Source organism: Massilia aquatica, from assembly GCF_011682045.1.
Lineage (GTDB): Bacteria > Pseudomonadota > Gammaproteobacteria > Burkholderiales > Burkholderiaceae_D > Telluria_A > Telluria_A aquatica.
In genome coordinates this window covers 126,411-141,680 of sequence record NZ_VVIW01000001.1, presented here as the reverse complement: position 1 = coordinate 141,680, position 15,270 = coordinate 126,411, and the positions used below count along the sequence as shown (strand labels likewise).

Genomic DNA, 15,270 nt, shown 5'->3' with positions numbered 1-15,270 from the left:
GATGGCGAATTGAGGATGACCGGCAGAAAGTTCCGAATCACCGTATACTTTCCGCATGTCATCTCCACTCCTCTTCGCGATCGCGGCCCTGATCTGGGGCTCCACCTTTTTTGCCATTACCTTGCAGCTGGGCGAAGTCGCGCCGGCGGTGTCGGTGGTGTACCGCTTCGGGCTGGCCTCGGCCACCCTGTTCACCTGGTGCCTGCTGCGCGGCGACAAGCTGCGCCTGCCATGGCGCGCCCAGCGCTGGGTGATGCTGCAAGGGTTTTTCACCTTCGCCCTGTCCTACGTGTGCACTTATGGTTCCGAGCAATATTTGGTGTCGGGCCTGGTGGCGGTGCTGTTCGCGCTGATGGTGTTCTGGACCCCGATCTGCAGCCGCATCGCGTTCGGCACGCCGATTTCCTGGCGCACCTGGGCGGCGGGCATGATTTCCGTTGTCGGCGTGACGATGCTGTTCTACAACTCAATCGCGGGCGCCTGGAAAGAAATCGCCGGCGGCGGCACCGGCCATTTCCTGCTCGGCCTGATCCTGGCGCTGGTCGCCACCATTGCCAGCTCGGCCGGCACGGTGGTGGTCGCCAAAGTGCGCGAACAATCATCGAACCTCATGCTGACCATGGCCTGGTCGATGTTCTGGGGCACCGCGATGGTGGTCGCCTGGGCGCTCGCCACCGGCCAGCCATTCGTACTGCCGCGCGCGCCGCGCTACTGGATGGCGCTGCTGTACCTGTCGCTGTTCGGTTCGGTGATCGCCTTCAACGCCTACTTCACCCTGATCAACCGCATCGGCTCGGCGAAAGCCGTGTACATCGGCGTGGTCACGCCCGTCATTTCCGTGCTGCTGTCGATCCAGCTTGAACATTACCGCCCGGGTCCGGTCGAATGGCTGGGCATGGCCGTCTGCCTGGCCAGCGTGGCGTGGGCACTGCGCGCGCCTGCCGCAGCGTCGGCCCCTTCCCCTTCACCCCAACCCGCGCCAGCAGCAAGCCTGGCCGCCATTCCCGAGGTTCCATGACGACCGATCACACTTTTACCATCCGCCCGGCGCAGCCGTCCGACGTTGCCCACATTTACGGCATGATTGTCGAGCTGGCCGTGTTCGAAAAACTCGAGCACCTGGTCGTGGCCACCGAAGCGCAGTTGCACGATGCGCTATTCGGCCCGCATCCATCGTGCGAAGCGCTGGTCGGCGAGGAAGATGGCGAGGTCGCCTGTTTCGCCTTGTTCTTCCACAATTTTTCCACCTTCCTCACGCGCAAGGGCCTGTACCTGGAAGACCTGTACGTCAAACAAGTCCATCGCGGCAAGGGCTACGGCAAGCAGATGCTGGCCGCGCTGGCGCAACTGGCGGTCGAACGGCAGTGCGGGCGTTTCGAGTGGTCGGTGCTGGACTGGAACGAGAATGCCATCAACTTTTACAAGAACGTCGGTGCGCAGATCTTGCCGGACTGGCGCATCTGCCGCGTCGACGGCGAGGCGCTGGCCAAGCTGGCGGCGGCCTGAAAAAGAAAAAGCCCACGGGATAACATCACCGTGGGCAAACCCATTTGTTTAGAATGGGGAGGGGAGACTGGAGACAATCTACGGCTTCACTATAGTTGCCGCTTGCAACGATTGGGCGGGCCTTTACAATTGCTTACCTCTGTTTAGATACGTAAGGTGTTGTAAGCAATTATTACCCTCTGAGATTCTTCGCATTTGACGCCGCGCAAGCCGCAGCGCTGATGGAACAAGCCCGCAACACTAATTGCGGCGCGCAATCAAGCGTTCTCCTGCTTCAAACAGGCCCTGCGTCAGCAAGGCCAGCAGCGCCGCCGGAATCGCCCCAGCCAGCAACATATCGTTATCGTTGAGCGCGAGGCCAATCGTGATGCGCTCGCCAAAGCCGCCCGCGCCGATAAAGGCCGCGATCGTCGCCGTGCCCACGCTCATCACCGCCGCCGTCTTGATGCCCGCCAGGATCACCGGCAGCGCCAGCGGCAGCTCGACATCGATCAAGGTGGCGCGCCGGCCCAGTCCCAGCGCCTGCGCCGCCGTGCGCAAGCCCTGTGGCACGCCCAAAAGGCCAGTGCAGGTATTGCGCACGATCGGCAGCAGCGCGTACACAAACAGGGCGACCAAAGCCGGCACGGTGCCGATCATGCCCAGCACCGGAATCAGGATCGCCAGCAAGGCCAGCGACGGCACCGTTTGCAGCACCCCGGCCAGCGCCAGCACCGTTTGGCGCAGGCGCGGCGCAAAGGCGGCCACGATCCCGAGCGGAATGCCGACCAGGCAGGCCAGGATGACGGACGCCAGCACCAGCAGCACGTGCTGGCGCGTCAGGGTCCACAGGCTGGCGTCGAACATTTTGGCCATCAGCCCAAGGCGTGCAGGACCTTGCGCGGGACCTTGCGCAGGACCTTGCACAGCGCTGGCCGGGGTCAGCCAGTTCTTCGCCACGGCGGCAAAACTCTTCCCTTCCAGTTCGACCTGCGCGTTCATGGCGATCATCTGTTCGGCGCTGATGCGCCCTTCCAGCCTGGCGATGGCGGCCCACTGCGTCGGGAAGCGCTGCGGCGCGTCGAGCCGGTACAACAGCATGGCGTCGTAGCGTGGAAAATAGCCCAGGTCGTCCTTGAGCACGCGCAGGCCGTATTGACGGATCTTGGCGTCGGTCGAGTAGATGTCGATCAGGTCGACCTGGCGCTGCGCCAGGGCTTCGTAGGCGATGCCGTGATCGAGCCCGCGCGGGGTGTGCGGCAAGCCATAGCGCTGCCTGAGGCCCGGCCAGCCGTCGGCGCGGCCGATGAATTCGTGCGACAGGCCCAGCTTGAGCCCCGGCTGGCGCGCCAGGTCGGACAGGCTCGCGACATCCTTGCTGTCGGCGCGCATGGCCAACGCGTAGGTATTATTAAACCCGAGCGGCACCGCCACGCCCAGGCCCATGGGTTTCAAAGCGGCGCGCATCTCGTCGAGCGAACTGGCGCTGGCGTTCTTGAGGATTTCGAGGTCGATCGTGCCCATATATTCGGGGTACACGTCGATGCTGCCGGCCTGCAGCGCGGCCAGCACGATGGCCGTATTGCCCAGGCCCTGGCGGTGTTCGGCCTTGCCTTGCGCGTTCGCAGTCTGGGTCAGCACTTCGCCCAGGATGTACGACTCGGTAAAGCGCTTGGACCCGACGCGCAGGGCGTCGCCGCCGGCCGCCGTGGCGGCGCCCCCGACGAGGAGCGTAAAGATGGATAGCGACCGCAAGGCCGTGGCAAAAAAGGTGCGCACGGCACTCTCCCGACAAAATTAATCGGGCAAGCTTACCACCGGTTTGCGCAGCACGCCCGCATTGACGACAGCGCGGCAGGGGTTAAAGCCGATCGCGTATGACAGGTCGGCCGGGCGCGCGATGTCCCACAGCGCGAAATCGGCGCGCTTACCGGGCGCCAGCGAGCCGATCTCCGCCTCCAGGCCAAGCGCGCGCGCGGCGTGGATGGTGGCGCCGGCCAGCGCTTCCCGGGGCGTGAGGCGCCACAGGGTGCAGGCCATGTTCATCGCCAGCAGGATCGAGGTCATCGGCGAGGTGCCGGGATTGCAGTCGGTGGCCACCGCCATCGGCACGCCGGCCGCGCGCAGCGCCGTCACGGGCGGCTGCACGGTATCGCGCAGGAAGTAGTAAGCGCCCGGCAGCAGCACCGCCACCGTGCCGGACGCCGCCATGGCGTCGATGCCCGCCAGGCTCAGATGCTCCAGGTGATCGGCCGACAGGCCGCCGAAGCGCGCCACCAGTTCGGCCCCGCCCTGGTCCGACAACTGCTCCGCATGCAGCTTGACCGGCATGCCGTGGCGCCGCGCCGCCTCGAAAATGCGCTCGGTCTGGGCAGTGGTGAAGCCGATGCGCTCGCAAAAGGCGTCGACCGCGTCGGCCAGGCCCAGGGCTGCCAGTTGCGGCAACATGCGCTGGCAGATCTCGTCCACATAATCGTCGGCGCGGCCGGCAAATTCGGGCGGCAGCGCGTGCGCGCCCAGGAACGTGGCCGACACGCTAACCGGCAGCACCTGCGCCACGCGGCGCGCCGCGCGCAGCATCTTGGCCTCGTCGTCCAGGGTGAGGCCGTAGCCGGACTTGATTTCGAGCGTGGTCACGCCTTCGGCCAGCAGGCTTGCCACGCGCGGCAGGCTCTGGCGCAGCAGCTCGTCTTCGGAGGCGGCGCGGGTGGCGCGCACGGTGGACATGATGCCGCCGCCGGCGTTGGCGATGTCTTCATAGGTGGCGCCGTTCAGGCGCGCTTCGAATTCGTCGCTGCGGTTGCCGGCGTGGACAATGTGGGTGTGGCAGTCGATGAGGCCGGGCGTGAGCCAGCAGCCGCCGCCATCGTGCACGCTTGTCGCCGGCGGCGCGTCGGCGCGCGGCCCGAGCCAGGCAATCCGTCCATTGGTTACCGCAATGGCGCCGTCGCGCAGTTCGCCGTAGCCCTGCTCCATGGTGGCCAGGTGTACATTGGTATAGAGCGCGTCGCAAAGCGTCATCGGTCAGTCCTCGTGAAAGTAGATATCGACGATGAAGATCGTCGCCTGGCCGGCTTCCAGGGTCCAGGTGGCGTCGCCATCGAACAGCATGGCGTCGTAGCGCACCATGCCGATGCGCTGGTCGTCGCTGCTCACTTCCAGGCTCTCGCCCTCGGCCAGGAACAGGATGGTCAGGTCGGCGCGCGTGGCAAAGCCGGACATGCCCGACAGGCTGCGCTTGCCCAGTTGGTGCGAGCAGCGCGCGCGCCGCGTCATGACGTTAAAGTCGGTGGTCGGCTGCGCGCCGACGGTGGCGAGCACCTGTGCTTCGCCGGCGAATTCGAGCACCGGTTCGTCTTCGCCGAGCACAAAGCGGCCGTCGCCCTCGATATCGAGCGTCACGCCCGGGCCGTCGACCAGCGCCAGGGTGCGGTCGATGCCCTCGAAGACCGAGAACGGCCCGCTTGCCGCGATGGTGGCCAGGCTGATGCGCCAATCAAAAGAGTCGAGCCCCGCGCCAGGGGGCGAGATGGCGATTTCGGTGGTGCTGCCGCCGCCGTTCTTCCACGGGGTCGCTTGCAGGCTGGCGTAGGGGATCAGGATTGTCATGGTCGTAGCTTGCGCAGTTCGGCGATGGTCTGTTTGTAGCGCTGCGCAATCGCCATTTGCGCAATGTGCTCGCGATGGCGCACGACCCAGCGGCCGCCCACCATCACATCCCTGACCAGATTGTCGTTACCGCAGAAGACAACAGTGCCCAGCACATCGTCCGCGCCGATGCCGGCCAGATTAGGATGCTCGCTGTCGAGCACCAGCAGGTCGGCCCGTTTGCCCGCCGCCAGCACGCCGACCGGGCGTCCGCTGGCTAGCGCGCCGCCCTGCAAGGCACTGTGCCACAGAAAGTCGCCCACGCGGCGCTGCGTTGGCGACGCCGCCACGTTGCGCTTCTGGTGCAGCAGGCGCTGGCCGTATTCGAGCCAGCGTAATTCCTCCACCGGCGACTGCGACACATGGCTGTCGCTGCCGATGCCGATGCGCCCGCCCGCCGCCAGGAAAGGCGCGAGCGGAAACAGGCCGTCGCCCAGGTTGGCCTCGGTGGTCGGGCACAGGCCGGCCACGGCGCCGCTGGCGGCCAGCGCGGCGGCTTCGCCCTGGTCGAGGTGGGTGGCGTGCACCAGGCACCAGCGCGCGTCGAGCGCCACCTTGTCCATCAAATAGCGCACCGGGCGCTGGCCGGTCGCCGCCAGGCACTGTTCGACTTCGCCCTGCTGCTCGGCGATGTGGATGTGCAGCGGACGGGCCGCCGGCAGCGCCGCCAGCACCTCGCGGATCTGGCCCAGCGAGGCCGCGCGCAGCGAATGCGGCGCCACCCCGACTTCGACCTGGCTGCCGCGCAAAGGTTCAAGCGCTTCCACGATGCGCAGCACGTCGGCGGCATCGGTGCGAAAACGCTGCTGCTCGGGCGCGAGCGGCTTGTCGCCGAAGCCGGCGTAGCTGTACAGGACCGGCAGCATGGTCACGCCGATGCCGGTGATCTGCGCGGCGGCGACCACGCGTTCGGCCGTGTGCGCCGGACGCGCATACATCGCGCCACCCTGGTCGCGCTGCACATAATGAAATTCGCACACCGAGGTGTAACCGTGGCGCAGGCATTCCGAGAACAGCTGCGCGGCGATGGCCTCGATATGCTCCGGCGTGATGTTGCGCGCGAAGCGGTACATCAGCTGGCGCCAGGTCCAGAAGCTGTCCGGGCCTTCGCCGGCGGTTTCGGTCAGGCCGCCGAGGGCGCGCTGGAAGGCGTGCGAATGCAGGTTGACCATGCCGGGCAAGACGATGTCCGCCACCGGCTCGTCCTCGTGCCGCGCGCCCGGCGTGACCGCCAGCAGCGTGCCGCCGGCATCCCATTCCAGACGCACGTCACGCTGCCAGCCATCGGCCAGTAACGCCTGGCGCGCAAACAGGACGCGCGGCTCGCTGATGGCCACCTTCACTTGCGCACCCAGCCCACCGCCGCTTCGGTCAGTTTGCGCAGCAGCGGCTGGACCGCGGCCGCGACATCGGGCCGGTAGGCGAACGGCGCGCTTTCGTCCATGTACAGCACCTGGCACATCTCCAGCTGGATGGCGTGCACGTTGACGTCCGGCTGGCCGTAGTGGCGCGTGATGTAGCCGCCCTTGAAGCGGCCATTGACGGCCACCGAAAAACGGTCCTGCGTTTGCGCCACGCCGACCACGGCCTGCTCCAGCCCCGGCGCGCAGGACGTGCCCTGGGCGCTGCCGAAATTGAGGTCCGGCAGGCGGCCCTCGAAAAAGCGCGGCACCCTTGATGCGATCGAATGCGCATCCCACAGCACCACCTTGCCGTGCAGCGCCAGCAGGCGGTCGATTTCGGAGCGCAGCTGGCGGTGGTAGGGCTGCCAGTAGCGCACCAGCCGTCCGCGCACGTCGTGTTCGTCGGGCGCCTGGCCTTCCAGGTACAGCGCCGTATTGGCGAAGGTGTCGACCGGACACAGCCCGGTGGTGTCCAGACCCGGATACAGGTTGGTGTCTTCGGGCGGGCGATTGAGGTCGATCACGTAGCGCGACCAGCGCGCCGCCAGGGTCGAGGCGCCCATCTCGCCCAGGAAGCCATACAGCTGCGCCAGGTGCCAGTCGGTATCCGGACGCGCCAGCGCGTCGGGCGAGAGGCGCGCCGCGATATCGTCCGGGATGTCGGTGCCCACGTGCGGCATCGACACCAGCATAGGGATACTGCCCGCCTTGAAGTCAAAATCCATGATCGCCCACCTTTACCTTTTTTGCATGTTTGCTTGATTAGCAGCTCAAGTGTACAGCGCCGCGAACAGCACCTTGCAGGACGCACTCAACTCGCCGTTCAGCACCATCTGGCGCGCGGCCTCGATATCGGGCGCGAAGAAACGGTCGGCATCGAAGAACGGCACTTTCCGGCGCAATTGCTGGTGCACGTGCTCCAGGTGCGGCGAGGAGGTGAGCGGCCGGTGGAAATCGATGCCCTGCGCCGCCGCCAAGAGCTCGATGGCGACAATCACCGCCGTATTGTGCGCCATCTCGTCCAGGCGGCGCGCCGCGAAGGTCGCCATGCTGACGTGGTCTTCCTGGTTGGCCGAGGTAGGCAGGCTGTCGACGCTGGCCGGATGCGCCAGCGACTTGTTTTCCGAGGCCAGCGCGGCGGCGGTGACGTGGGCGATCATGAAGCCCGAATTGACGCCCGGCTCGCGCACCAGGAAGGGCGGCAGGCTTGACAAGGTGGCGTCGATCAGCAGCGCGATGCGGCGCTCGGCCAGGCCGCCGATTTCGGCGATCGCCAGCGCCAGCGTGTCGGCCGCAAAGGCGACCGGCTCGGCGTGGAAATTCCCGCCCGAGATGATCTCGCCCGTGTCGGCGAAAATGAGCGGATTGTCGGTGACCGCATTCGCCTCGATCAGGAGGGTGCGCGAGACGTTCGCGATCAGGTCCATGATCGCGCCCATGACTTGCGGCTGGCAGCGCAGGCTGTACGGGTCCTGCACGCGCTCGTCGCCGACCAGGTGCGAGGCGCGGATCGCGCTCGAGGCCACCAGCTGGCGATAGATGGCGGCCGCCGCAATCTGGCCCGGCTGGCCGCGCACTTCATGCACGCGCGCGTCGAACGGCGCGTCGCTGCCCCTGGCCGCGTCCAGCGACAGGGAACCGGTCACCATGGCCGCTTCCAGCAGGCGCTCGGTCATGAACAGGCCATGCAGCGCCAGCGCGGTGGACACCTGGGTGCCGTTGATCAGCGCCAGGCCTTCCTTGGGGCCGAGCACCACCGGCGCGATGCCGGCCGCCTTGAGCGCATCCGCCGCTTCCACCAGCTCGCCATTGACGCGCACCTGGCCCACGCCCAGCATGGCGAGCGTCATGTGCGCCAGCGGCGCCAGGTCGCCCGAGGCGCCGACCGAACCCTTGGCCGGGATGGCCGGCATGATGCCGGCGTTGTACAGCGCGATCAGGGTGTCGATGATGAGCGGGCGCACGCCGGAAAAGCCGCGCGCCAGGCTGCCGATTTTCATCAAGACGATCAGGCGCACCACCGAATCCGGCAGCAGCGCGCCGGTGCCGACCGAATGCGACAGGATCAGGTTGCGCTGCAGTTCTTCCAGCTTGTCGTCCGGGATGCGGGTCTTGGCCAGGATGCCGAAACCGGTGTTGATGCCGTAGGCGGCATCGCCCTTGGCGACGATGGCGTCGACCGCCGCCGCCGAGGCCAGGATGGCGGGGTAAGCCGATGGCGCCAGGGTGAGCGCGCCCGGCGCGGCCCAGACGGCGCGCAGGTCGGCCATGGTCATGGCGCCGGGAGTGAGGGTCCAGCCCTTGTTCGAAGTCGTGTTCATGTGTGCTCTTCAGATGTCGTCGGGATTAGGGAACCATCGGCAGGTTCAGGCCATTGCGCTTGGCGCAGGCGACTGCCGTCTCGTAGCCGGCATCGGCGTGGCGCATGACGCCCGAACCGCTGTCGTTGACCAGCACCCGCGCCAGCCGCCTGGCGGCGGCGTCGGTGCCGTCGGCCACGATGACCACGCCCGAATGCTGCGAGTAGCCCATGCCCACGCCGCCGCCGTGATGCAGCGACACCCAGGTGGCGCCGCCGGCGGTATTGAGCAGCGCGTTCAGGAGCGGCCAGTCGGAGACCGCGTCGGTGCCGTCGCGCATGGCTTCCGTTTCGCGGTTCGGGCTGGCGACCGAGCCGGTGTCCAGGTGGTCGCGCCCGATGACGATGGGGGCTTTGAGTTCGCCGCTGCGCACCATCTCGTTGAACGCCAGGCCGGCGATGTGGCGCTCGCCCAGGCCCAGCCAGCAGATGCGCGCCGGCAGGCCCTGGAAGGCGATGCGGTCGCGCGCCATGTCGAGCCAGTGGTGCACCTGTTTCTGCTCCGGGAACAGCTCCTTGATCTTGGCATCGGTCTTGTAGATGTCTTCCGGGTCGCCCGACAGCGCCACCCAGCGGAACGGACCGCGCCCTTCGCAGAACTGCGGCCGGATATAGGCCGGCACGAAGCCCGGAAAATCGAAGGCGTTGGCCACGCCCTGGTCCTTGGCCACCTGGCGGATATTGTTGCCGTAGTCGACCGCCTTCACGCCCATGGCGTGGAAGTCGAGGATCGCCTGCACGTGCACCGCGCACGATGCTTGCGCGTCGGCGGTCAGGCGCGCGTGCTGCGCCGGGTCCTTCTGGGCGGCCTTCCACTGCTCGACCGTCCAGCCGCGCGGCAGGTAGCCGTTGATCAGGTCATGCGCCGAGGTCTGGTCGGTCACCATGTCGGGCACCAGGCCGCCGGCTTTGGCGCGCCGCACCAGCTCCGGCAGCACGTCGGCCGCGTTGCCCAGCAATCCGATCGACACCGCTTCGCGCGCCGCCGTGTGCTGCTTGATAAGGGCGATGGCATCGTCGATGTCCGTGGCCTGCTTGTCCAGGTAGCGCGTGCGCAGGCGGAAGTCGATGCTGCTTTGCTGGCACTCGATATTGAGCGAGACCGCGCCGGCGAAGGTGGCCGCCAGCGGCTGCGCGCCGCCCATGCCGCCCAGGCCCGCGGTGAGAATCCAGCGCCCGCCCCAGTCGCCGCCGAAATGCTGGCGGCCTGCTTCGGCGAAGGTTTCGTAGGTGCCCTGCACGATGCCCTGGGTGCCGATGTAGATCCAGCTGCCGGCGGTCATCTGCCCGTACATGAACAGGCCCTTGCGATCGAGCTCATTGAAGTGCTCCCAGTTGGCCCATTTGGGCACCAGGTTCGAGTTCGCGATCAGCACGCGCGGGGCGTCGGGGTGGGTCTGGAACACGCCGACCGGTTTGCCGGACTGGATCAGCAAGGTCTGGTCGTCTTCCAGTTCGCGCAGGGATGCCAGGATCTGGTCGTAGCAGGCCCAGTTGCGGGCCGCGCGGCCGATGCCGCCGTAGACCACCAGGTGCTTCGGATTTTCCGCCACCTCCGCATCCAGATTATTCTGGATCATGCGGTAGGCCGCCTCCGTCAGCCAGCTTTTGCAAGCCATTTCGGTGCCGCGCGGGGCGCGGATCGTGCGGCTGGCGTCGAAGCGGGGATCATCATCGAAACTGGTCGGATCGGTGGTCATGGCATCTCCTTCAAGAGTTTAGGGGCAGGCGCATGCGCAACCGCCACGCGCCTGCGTGCAGCTTCAAAGTCTAAGTTGTATATACAACCAAGTCAAATCATTTATGCGCCCCGCCGTCCCCCGTGCCGGCCTACTCTTTTTTGAACACCTGACGGCCCCCGACCCAGGTTTGCAGCACGCCGACCTTGTGAATATCGGCCGCAGGCATGGTGAACAAGTCCTGGTCGACGACGATGAAATCGGCCCACTTGCCCTTTTCCAGCGAGCCGGTGGATTTTTCCTGGTGGCCGGCCCAGGCCGCGTCGAGCGTGAAGCAGCGCAGGGCCTCCTTGAGCGTCATGGCTTGGTTGGCATACCAGCCGGCGGCCGGCCGGCCCGCCGCATCCTGGCGCGTGACGGCCGCGTGGATGCCGAAGAACGGGTTGGACGACTCGACCGGGAAGTCCGAGCCGCAGGCGATGCGCGAACCCTGCTTGAGAAACGTGCGCCAGGCGTAGGCGCCCTTGATGCGTTCCGGGCCGACGCGCTGTTCGGCCATGTTCATGTCGGACGTGGCGTGGGTCGGCTGCATCGACGGCACGATGCCGATGGTCTTGAAGCGCCCGATGTCGGCGGGGGCGACGACCTGCGCGTGTTCCATGCGGTGGCGCAGGGAAGCACCTTTGTAACGTGGGAGCAGCTGCTGGTAGCCGTCCAGGATCTGGCGGTTGCCGGCGTCGCCGATGGCGTGCACGTTGACCTGGTAGCCGCGCTGCATGGCCTTGTCCATCATCGCGACAATATCGGCGTTCTGGCGGAACAGCAGGCCATGCGACTTCGGCTCGTCGCTGTAGGGCGCGATCAGCGCGGCGCCGCGGCTGCCCAGGGCGCCGTCCGAATACAGCTTGACCGCGCGCAGCGCATACAGGTCGTTGGCGTAGCTTGTCAACGGGCCCTTGGCCGAGAGCTGGTCGAAGTCGGCGCCGACCTCGCCGATCATCGCGTACACGCGCGCCGTGAGCTTGCCCTGGTCGGCGTAGCTGCGGTAGAGCGCATCCTGGCTGACGTTGATGCCCGCATCATGCACGCTGGTCAGGCCCATGTGCGCGATCTGCCTGAGGGCGCGCTCGAGGACGACCCGGGCCTGGGCTTCCGCTTGCTTGGGCAGGACCTTGGCGACCAGGTCCTGGGCGGCGTCGATCAGGACCCCGGTGGGATTGCCGTCGGCATCGCGCAGGATTTTTCCACCGGCCGGATCAAGCGTGTCCCTGGTGATGCCGGCCAGTTGCAGGGCGCGCGTGTTGGCCCAGCCGGCGTGGCCGTCGACCCGTTCGAGCCAGATGGGGCGGTCGGCGACGGCGCCATCGAGTTCGGCGGCGGTGGGGAAGCGGCCCAGCTTCCAGATTTCCTGGTTCCAGCCGCGCCCGCGCAGCCAGGGGTGCGAAGGATTGGCGCGCGCGTACTCGGTGGCCGCTTTGAGGGCGTCGGCCAGGGTGGCGCTGCCGGCCAGGTCGAGCTGGGTGAGCATCTCGCCGAGTCCGAACACGTGGCCGTGGGCGTCGATCAGCCCGGGGAGGACGGTTTTGCCCTGCAGGTCGATGTGGCGCGCCTTGGGCGCCCTGGCGCGGGTCTGGGCGGCGCTGCCGACGGCCAGGATGCGGCCCTTGTCGTTGAACGCCAGGGACGTGAAGCGCAGCAGCTCGTTGCGGCTGTTGAGGGTGTAACCGTTGGCGTTATCGAGGACGGTGTCCGCCTGCGCCGGCGCGAGCGCCCCGAGGGCGGCGAGGATGGCAAGGGAGCACTGCAGAGGGATCGGACGCATTATTACTCCATTCGGTGGGCAAGGCCAAAGTGTAGCGCGCTTTGCCTGCTCGTCAACGTGTTGCTTAACCGGGAATATGATGCAAAAGTGAACATGTTGCAAAACCGGGGACAGACCCCGGTTTTGCAACTTCAGATGCATGACTTTTGATCATGACGGACGTAATGCACCGGAATTTACGATAGCGTTACTTCCCATGTTTCCGGCTGGAGAATCCTGTGTCCCGACAAGCTCGCTTAGTGTTGAGTGATGTTCCACTGCATATCATCCAGCGGGGACATAACCGCTTGAATTGCTTTTTCACAGAATCCGACTATCTTGTTTACCTGGATCTGCTCGCGCTGTACGCCAGGGAAAGCGGCTGCAAAGTGCATGCCTATGTGTTGATGACCAACCACGTCCATTTGCTGATTTCGCCGACAAGCCAAACGGCGCCAGCGATGATGATGAAATTTCTTGGCCAGCGTTATACGCAATACGTCAATCGGCGTCAGCAGCGCTCCGGGACACTGTGGGAAGGGCGATTCCGCTCATGCCTGGTTGATGAGGCGCGCTACCTACTGGTTTGCCACCGCTACATCGAACTTAATCCTGTACGTGCGCACATGGTGGCGCATCCTGGCGACTATCGCTGGTCCAGCTACGCTGTCAATGCGCTGGGAGCGCCGACATCACTCATCACGCCCCATCCCCTCTATCTGGCGCTCGCTGGAACAATCGCCGAGCGCCGGACGTCATACCAGGCACTATTTAACGACGAGCTTCGCACTGACGATTTACAGGCCGTCCGACGCGCCACAAACGGCAATTTCGTACTTGGAGACGAATGCTTTTCCGATGTCGTATCTGGCGCCCTCGACCGCATCGTCGTGCCTCAAAAAGGTGGACGGCCAGAAATTTGAATGGGCGATGTTGCAAAACCGGGGTCTGTCCCCGGTTTTGCAACTATTCGGCGTCGTGGAAGATGATGCCGAGGGTGTGGCGTTGCCCGGAGCGCAGGCGGCTCACGCCATGGCGCATGGCGACGCGGTAGACGCCGCGCGTGCCGTTGACCGGCCGCTGGTTCACCGGAAAAATCACGGCGTCGCCCTGCTCCAGCCCCACCACTTCGACCCGCGATTGCATGCGCGGGCGCTGTTCGGTCAGCACGAATTCGCCTCCCGTGAAGTCCTGCCCCACCCGCGACAGCAATACCGCCACCTGCAAGGGGAACACGTGTTCGCCGTACAGATCCTGGTGCAGGCAGTTGTAGTCACCTTCGCCATAGCGCAGGATCAGGGGCGTGGGCCGCTGCTGGCCGGCCGCGTGGCAGCGCGCCAGGAACTGGCCATGCTGCGCCGGAAAGCGCTCGCCCAGCCCCATCGCTTCATGCCAGCGGTTGGCAATGCGCGCCAGCGGTCCATATAGCGCGTTACGCAGCGCGGCGAGACCGGCCGGCAGCGGGTAGCCAAAGTAGCGGTACTCGCCGCGCCCGAAGCCGTGCCGCTCCATCACCACCCGGCTGCGGTAGCGCGCGTCGTCGTCGTACCCGGCGGCATAGGCACGGCAGGTCGCGGCGTCGATCAGGCCCGTCACCACCGCGCAGCCGCGCGCATCGAGAGCGGCGCCGGCCTGGTCCCAGTCAATCGCAGCGACGCTCATGCCCCGCCCCCGCCTTCCCTCTCGCGATCGAGCAGGATGCGCTTGCGTTCGACGCCCCAGCGGTAGCCGGACAGCGCGCCGTCCGTGCGCACCACCCGGTGGCAGGGAATGGCGACCGCGACCGGATTGGCGGCGCAGGCCCCGGCAATGGCGCGCGCCCCCGTCGGCATGCCGATGCGCGCGGCCAGTTCGGCGTAGCTGAGGGTCTGCCCGGCCGGGATCTCGCGCAAGGCTTGCCAGACGCGCTGCTGGAAGGCGGTGCCGCGCACGTCGAGCGGCAGGTCGAGCCCCAGAGCGGGCGCTTCGACCAGGCCGACCACGCGCGCCACCGTCGCCTCGAAGCCGGCGTCGGCGCCGCGCAGGTCGGCGGCGGGAAAGCGGTCTTGCAGGTCGCGCGCCAGCAGGTCGGGGTCGTCGCCGATCAGGATCGCGCAGATGCCTTTGTCGGTGGCGGCCACCAGGATCGCGCCGAGCGAGCAGGCGCCGATGGCGAAGCGGATCACGGCGCCGCTGCCGCCGGCGCGCCAGGCGGTGGGGGTCATGCCGAGGCGCGCGGGGGCGCTGGCGTAGAAACGCGCGCTGGAGTTGTAGCCGGCCGCGTAAATGGCTTCGGTGACGCTGGCGGCGCCGGCCAGCTCAAGATCGATCTTGCCGGCGCGGCGCGCGGCCGCATACGCCTTGGGGGTAATGCCGGTGTGCTGCTTGAAGACGCGGTGAAAATGAAAGCGGCTCATGCCGCAGGCGAGCGCCAGACTGTCGAGATCGAGCGCGGCGTCGCTGGCGTCGATCAGGCGGCAGGCTTGCGCCACCACCTGCGCGTGGCGCTCGGCCAGCGGCGGCTGGTCGGGCTTGCAGCGCAGGCAGGGCCGAAAGCCGGCCCGCTCGGCGGCGGCGCCGCTGGCGTGGAAGGCGACGTTGGCGCGCAGCGCGGCGCGCGCGCCGCACGAGGGCCGGCAGTATACGCCCGTGGTGCGCACCGAGTAGTAAAAGCGGCCGTCGGCGCCGGCGTCGCGGCGCTGCACGGCGGCCCAGCGCGCGTCGTCGTTATCGAAGGCGTCAATAGTATTGTCGACGCTGACCGGGTTAATTGCTGTTTTCATGGCTGTGCTCCTGCTGTCGTTCGCGATCGGTTTCGCAGGCATCCATCGTAGGCGGCGCGCCGCGGGCGGTCATCCCGCTGCTTGCTTTTGAATCCGGGCACGCGGCCACGGTGCTAAAATCGGTGTTTGAGCC

13 protein-coding genes are annotated in these 15,270 nt (G+C 66.8%); 3 read left to right on the top strand and 10 right to left on the bottom strand.

The features are described from left to right. Window positions 1–55: 55 nt before the first annotated feature. Together F1609_RS00660 and F1609_RS00655 are read left to right on the top strand one after the other, a co-directional pair. The gene (locus F1609_RS00660; protein WP_167073683.1) at window positions 56–1,018 is read left to right on the top strand and encodes a DMT family transporter; all 963 of its coding nucleotides are present in this window, start codon (window positions 56–58) and stop codon (window positions 1,016–1,018) included. Next, window positions 1,015–1,506, top strand: a complete 492-nt coding sequence (locus F1609_RS00655) for a GNAT family N-acetyltransferase (RefSeq protein ID WP_167073681.1) — start codon at window positions 1,015–1,017, stop codon at window positions 1,504–1,506. The genes F1609_RS00660 and F1609_RS00655 overlap by 4 nt, the downstream gene beginning before the upstream one ends. A gap of 240 nt (window positions 1,507–1,746) precedes the next feature. Here the strand turns inward: F1609_RS00655 and F1609_RS00650 are convergent, their stop codons facing one another. The 8 genes from F1609_RS00650 to F1609_RS00615 form a co-directional block, all read right to left on the bottom strand. After that, entirely contained in the window at window positions 1,747–3,264 is a 1,518-nt protein-coding gene (locus F1609_RS00650; protein ID WP_370661582.1) for an ABC transporter permease/substrate-binding protein, read from the bottom strand. A gap of 18 nt (window positions 3,265–3,282) precedes the next feature. Continuing rightward, on the bottom strand, window positions 3,283–4,506 hold the full coding sequence (gene hutI, locus F1609_RS00645; RefSeq protein ID WP_167073679.1) for an imidazolonepropionase: 1,224 nt from the start codon (window positions 4,504–4,506) through the stop codon (window positions 3,283–3,285). A 3-nt stretch (window positions 4,507–4,509) separates the two neighbouring features. Continuing rightward, window positions 4,510–5,094 carry a HutD/Ves family protein gene (locus F1609_RS00640; RefSeq protein ID WP_167073677.1) on the bottom strand — a complete coding sequence of 195 codons (585 nt, stop codon included), beginning with the start codon at window positions 5,092–5,094 and terminating at the stop codon, window positions 4,510–4,512. Continuing rightward, window positions 5,091–6,476: a formimidoylglutamate deiminase gene (locus tag F1609_RS00635; RefSeq protein WP_370661581.1), complete on the bottom strand. Its 1,386-nt coding sequence runs from the start codon at window positions 6,474–6,476 to the stop codon at window positions 5,091–5,093. The genes F1609_RS00640 and F1609_RS00635 overlap by 4 nt, the downstream gene beginning before the upstream one ends. Then, complete coding sequence (gene hutG, locus F1609_RS00630; protein ID WP_167073675.1) at window positions 6,473–7,261, bottom strand: N-formylglutamate deformylase; 789 nt, start codon at window positions 7,259–7,261, stop codon at window positions 6,473–6,475. Before hutG ends, F1609_RS00635 begins: the two co-directional genes overlap by 4 nt. A 45-nt stretch (window positions 7,262–7,306) precedes the next feature. Beyond that, the gene (gene hutH / locus F1609_RS00625; RefSeq protein WP_167073673.1) at window positions 7,307–8,857 is read right to left on the bottom strand and encodes a histidine ammonia-lyase; all 1,551 of its coding nucleotides are present in this window, start codon (window positions 8,855–8,857) and stop codon (window positions 7,307–7,309) included. 25 nt (window positions 8,858–8,882) lie between these two features. Beyond that, window positions 8,883–10,595 (bottom strand): urocanate hydratase, encoded by a 1,713-nt coding sequence (hutU, locus tag F1609_RS00620; protein WP_167073671.1) that lies wholly within the window; start codon window positions 10,593–10,595, stop codon window positions 8,883–8,885. A 130-nt stretch (window positions 10,596–10,725) separates the two neighbouring features. Continuing rightward, the gene (locus F1609_RS00615) at window positions 10,726–12,396 is read right to left on the bottom strand and encodes an amidohydrolase (RefSeq protein WP_167073668.1); all 1,671 of its coding nucleotides are present in this window, start codon (window positions 12,394–12,396) and stop codon (window positions 10,726–10,728) included. Window positions 12,397–12,614: 218 nt separating this feature from the next. Here F1609_RS00615 and F1609_RS00610 point away from each other — a divergent pair, with 218 nt between their 5' ends. Then, on the top strand, window positions 12,615–13,298 hold the full coding sequence (locus tag F1609_RS00610; RefSeq protein WP_167073666.1) for a transposase: 684 nt from the start codon (window positions 12,615–12,617) through the stop codon (window positions 13,296–13,298). Between the two features lie 43 nt (window positions 13,299–13,341). Here the strand turns inward: F1609_RS00610 and F1609_RS00605 are convergent, their stop codons facing one another. Next, complete coding sequence (locus tag F1609_RS00605; protein WP_167073664.1) at window positions 13,342–14,037, bottom strand: 2OG-Fe(II) oxygenase; 696 nt, start codon at window positions 14,035–14,037, stop codon at window positions 13,342–13,344. Beyond that, window positions 14,034–15,137, bottom strand: a complete 1,104-nt coding sequence (gene ada, locus F1609_RS00600) for a bifunctional DNA-binding transcriptional regulator/O6-methylguanine-DNA methyltransferase Ada (RefSeq protein WP_167073662.1) — start codon at window positions 15,135–15,137, stop codon at window positions 14,034–14,036. Before ada ends, F1609_RS00605 begins: the two co-directional genes overlap by 4 nt. Window positions 15,138–15,270 lie beyond the last annotated feature (133 nt).

Bases quoted from the DNA above. Each gene is read 5' to 3' on its own strand.
- ada (WP_167073662.1), bottom strand. From the start codon at position 15,137: ATGAAAACAGCAATTAACCCGGTCAGCGTCGACAATACTATTGACGCC.
- F1609_RS00660 (WP_167073683.1), top strand. From the start codon at position 56: ATGTCATCTCCACTCCTCTTCGCGATCGCGGCCCTGATCTGGGGCTCC.
- hutG (WP_167073675.1), bottom strand. From the start codon at position 7,261: ATGGATTTTGACTTCAAGGCGGGCAGTATCCCTATGCTGGTGTCGATG.
- hutH (WP_167073673.1), bottom strand. From the start codon at position 8,857: ATGAACACGACTTCGAACAAGGGCTGGACCCTCACTCCCGGCGCCATG.
- hutI (WP_167073679.1), bottom strand. From the start codon at position 4,506: ATGACGCTTTGCGACGCGCTCTATACCAATGTACACCTGGCCACCATG.
- F1609_RS00615 (WP_167073668.1), bottom strand. From the start codon at position 12,396: ATGCGTCCGATCCCTCTGCAGTGCTCCCTTGCCATCCTCGCCGCCCTC.
- hutU (WP_167073671.1), bottom strand. From the start codon at position 10,595: ATGACCACCGATCCGACCAGTTTCGATGATGATCCCCGCTTCGACGCC.
- F1609_RS00655 (WP_167073681.1), top strand. From the start codon at position 1,015: ATGACGACCGATCACACTTTTACCATCCGCCCGGCGCAGCCGTCCGAC.
- F1609_RS00605 (WP_167073664.1), bottom strand. From the start codon at position 14,037: ATGAGCGTCGCTGCGATTGACTGGGACCAGGCCGGCGCCGCTCTCGAT.
- F1609_RS00640 (WP_167073677.1), bottom strand. From the start codon at position 5,094: ATGACAATCCTGATCCCCTACGCCAGCCTGCAAGCGACCCCGTGGAAG.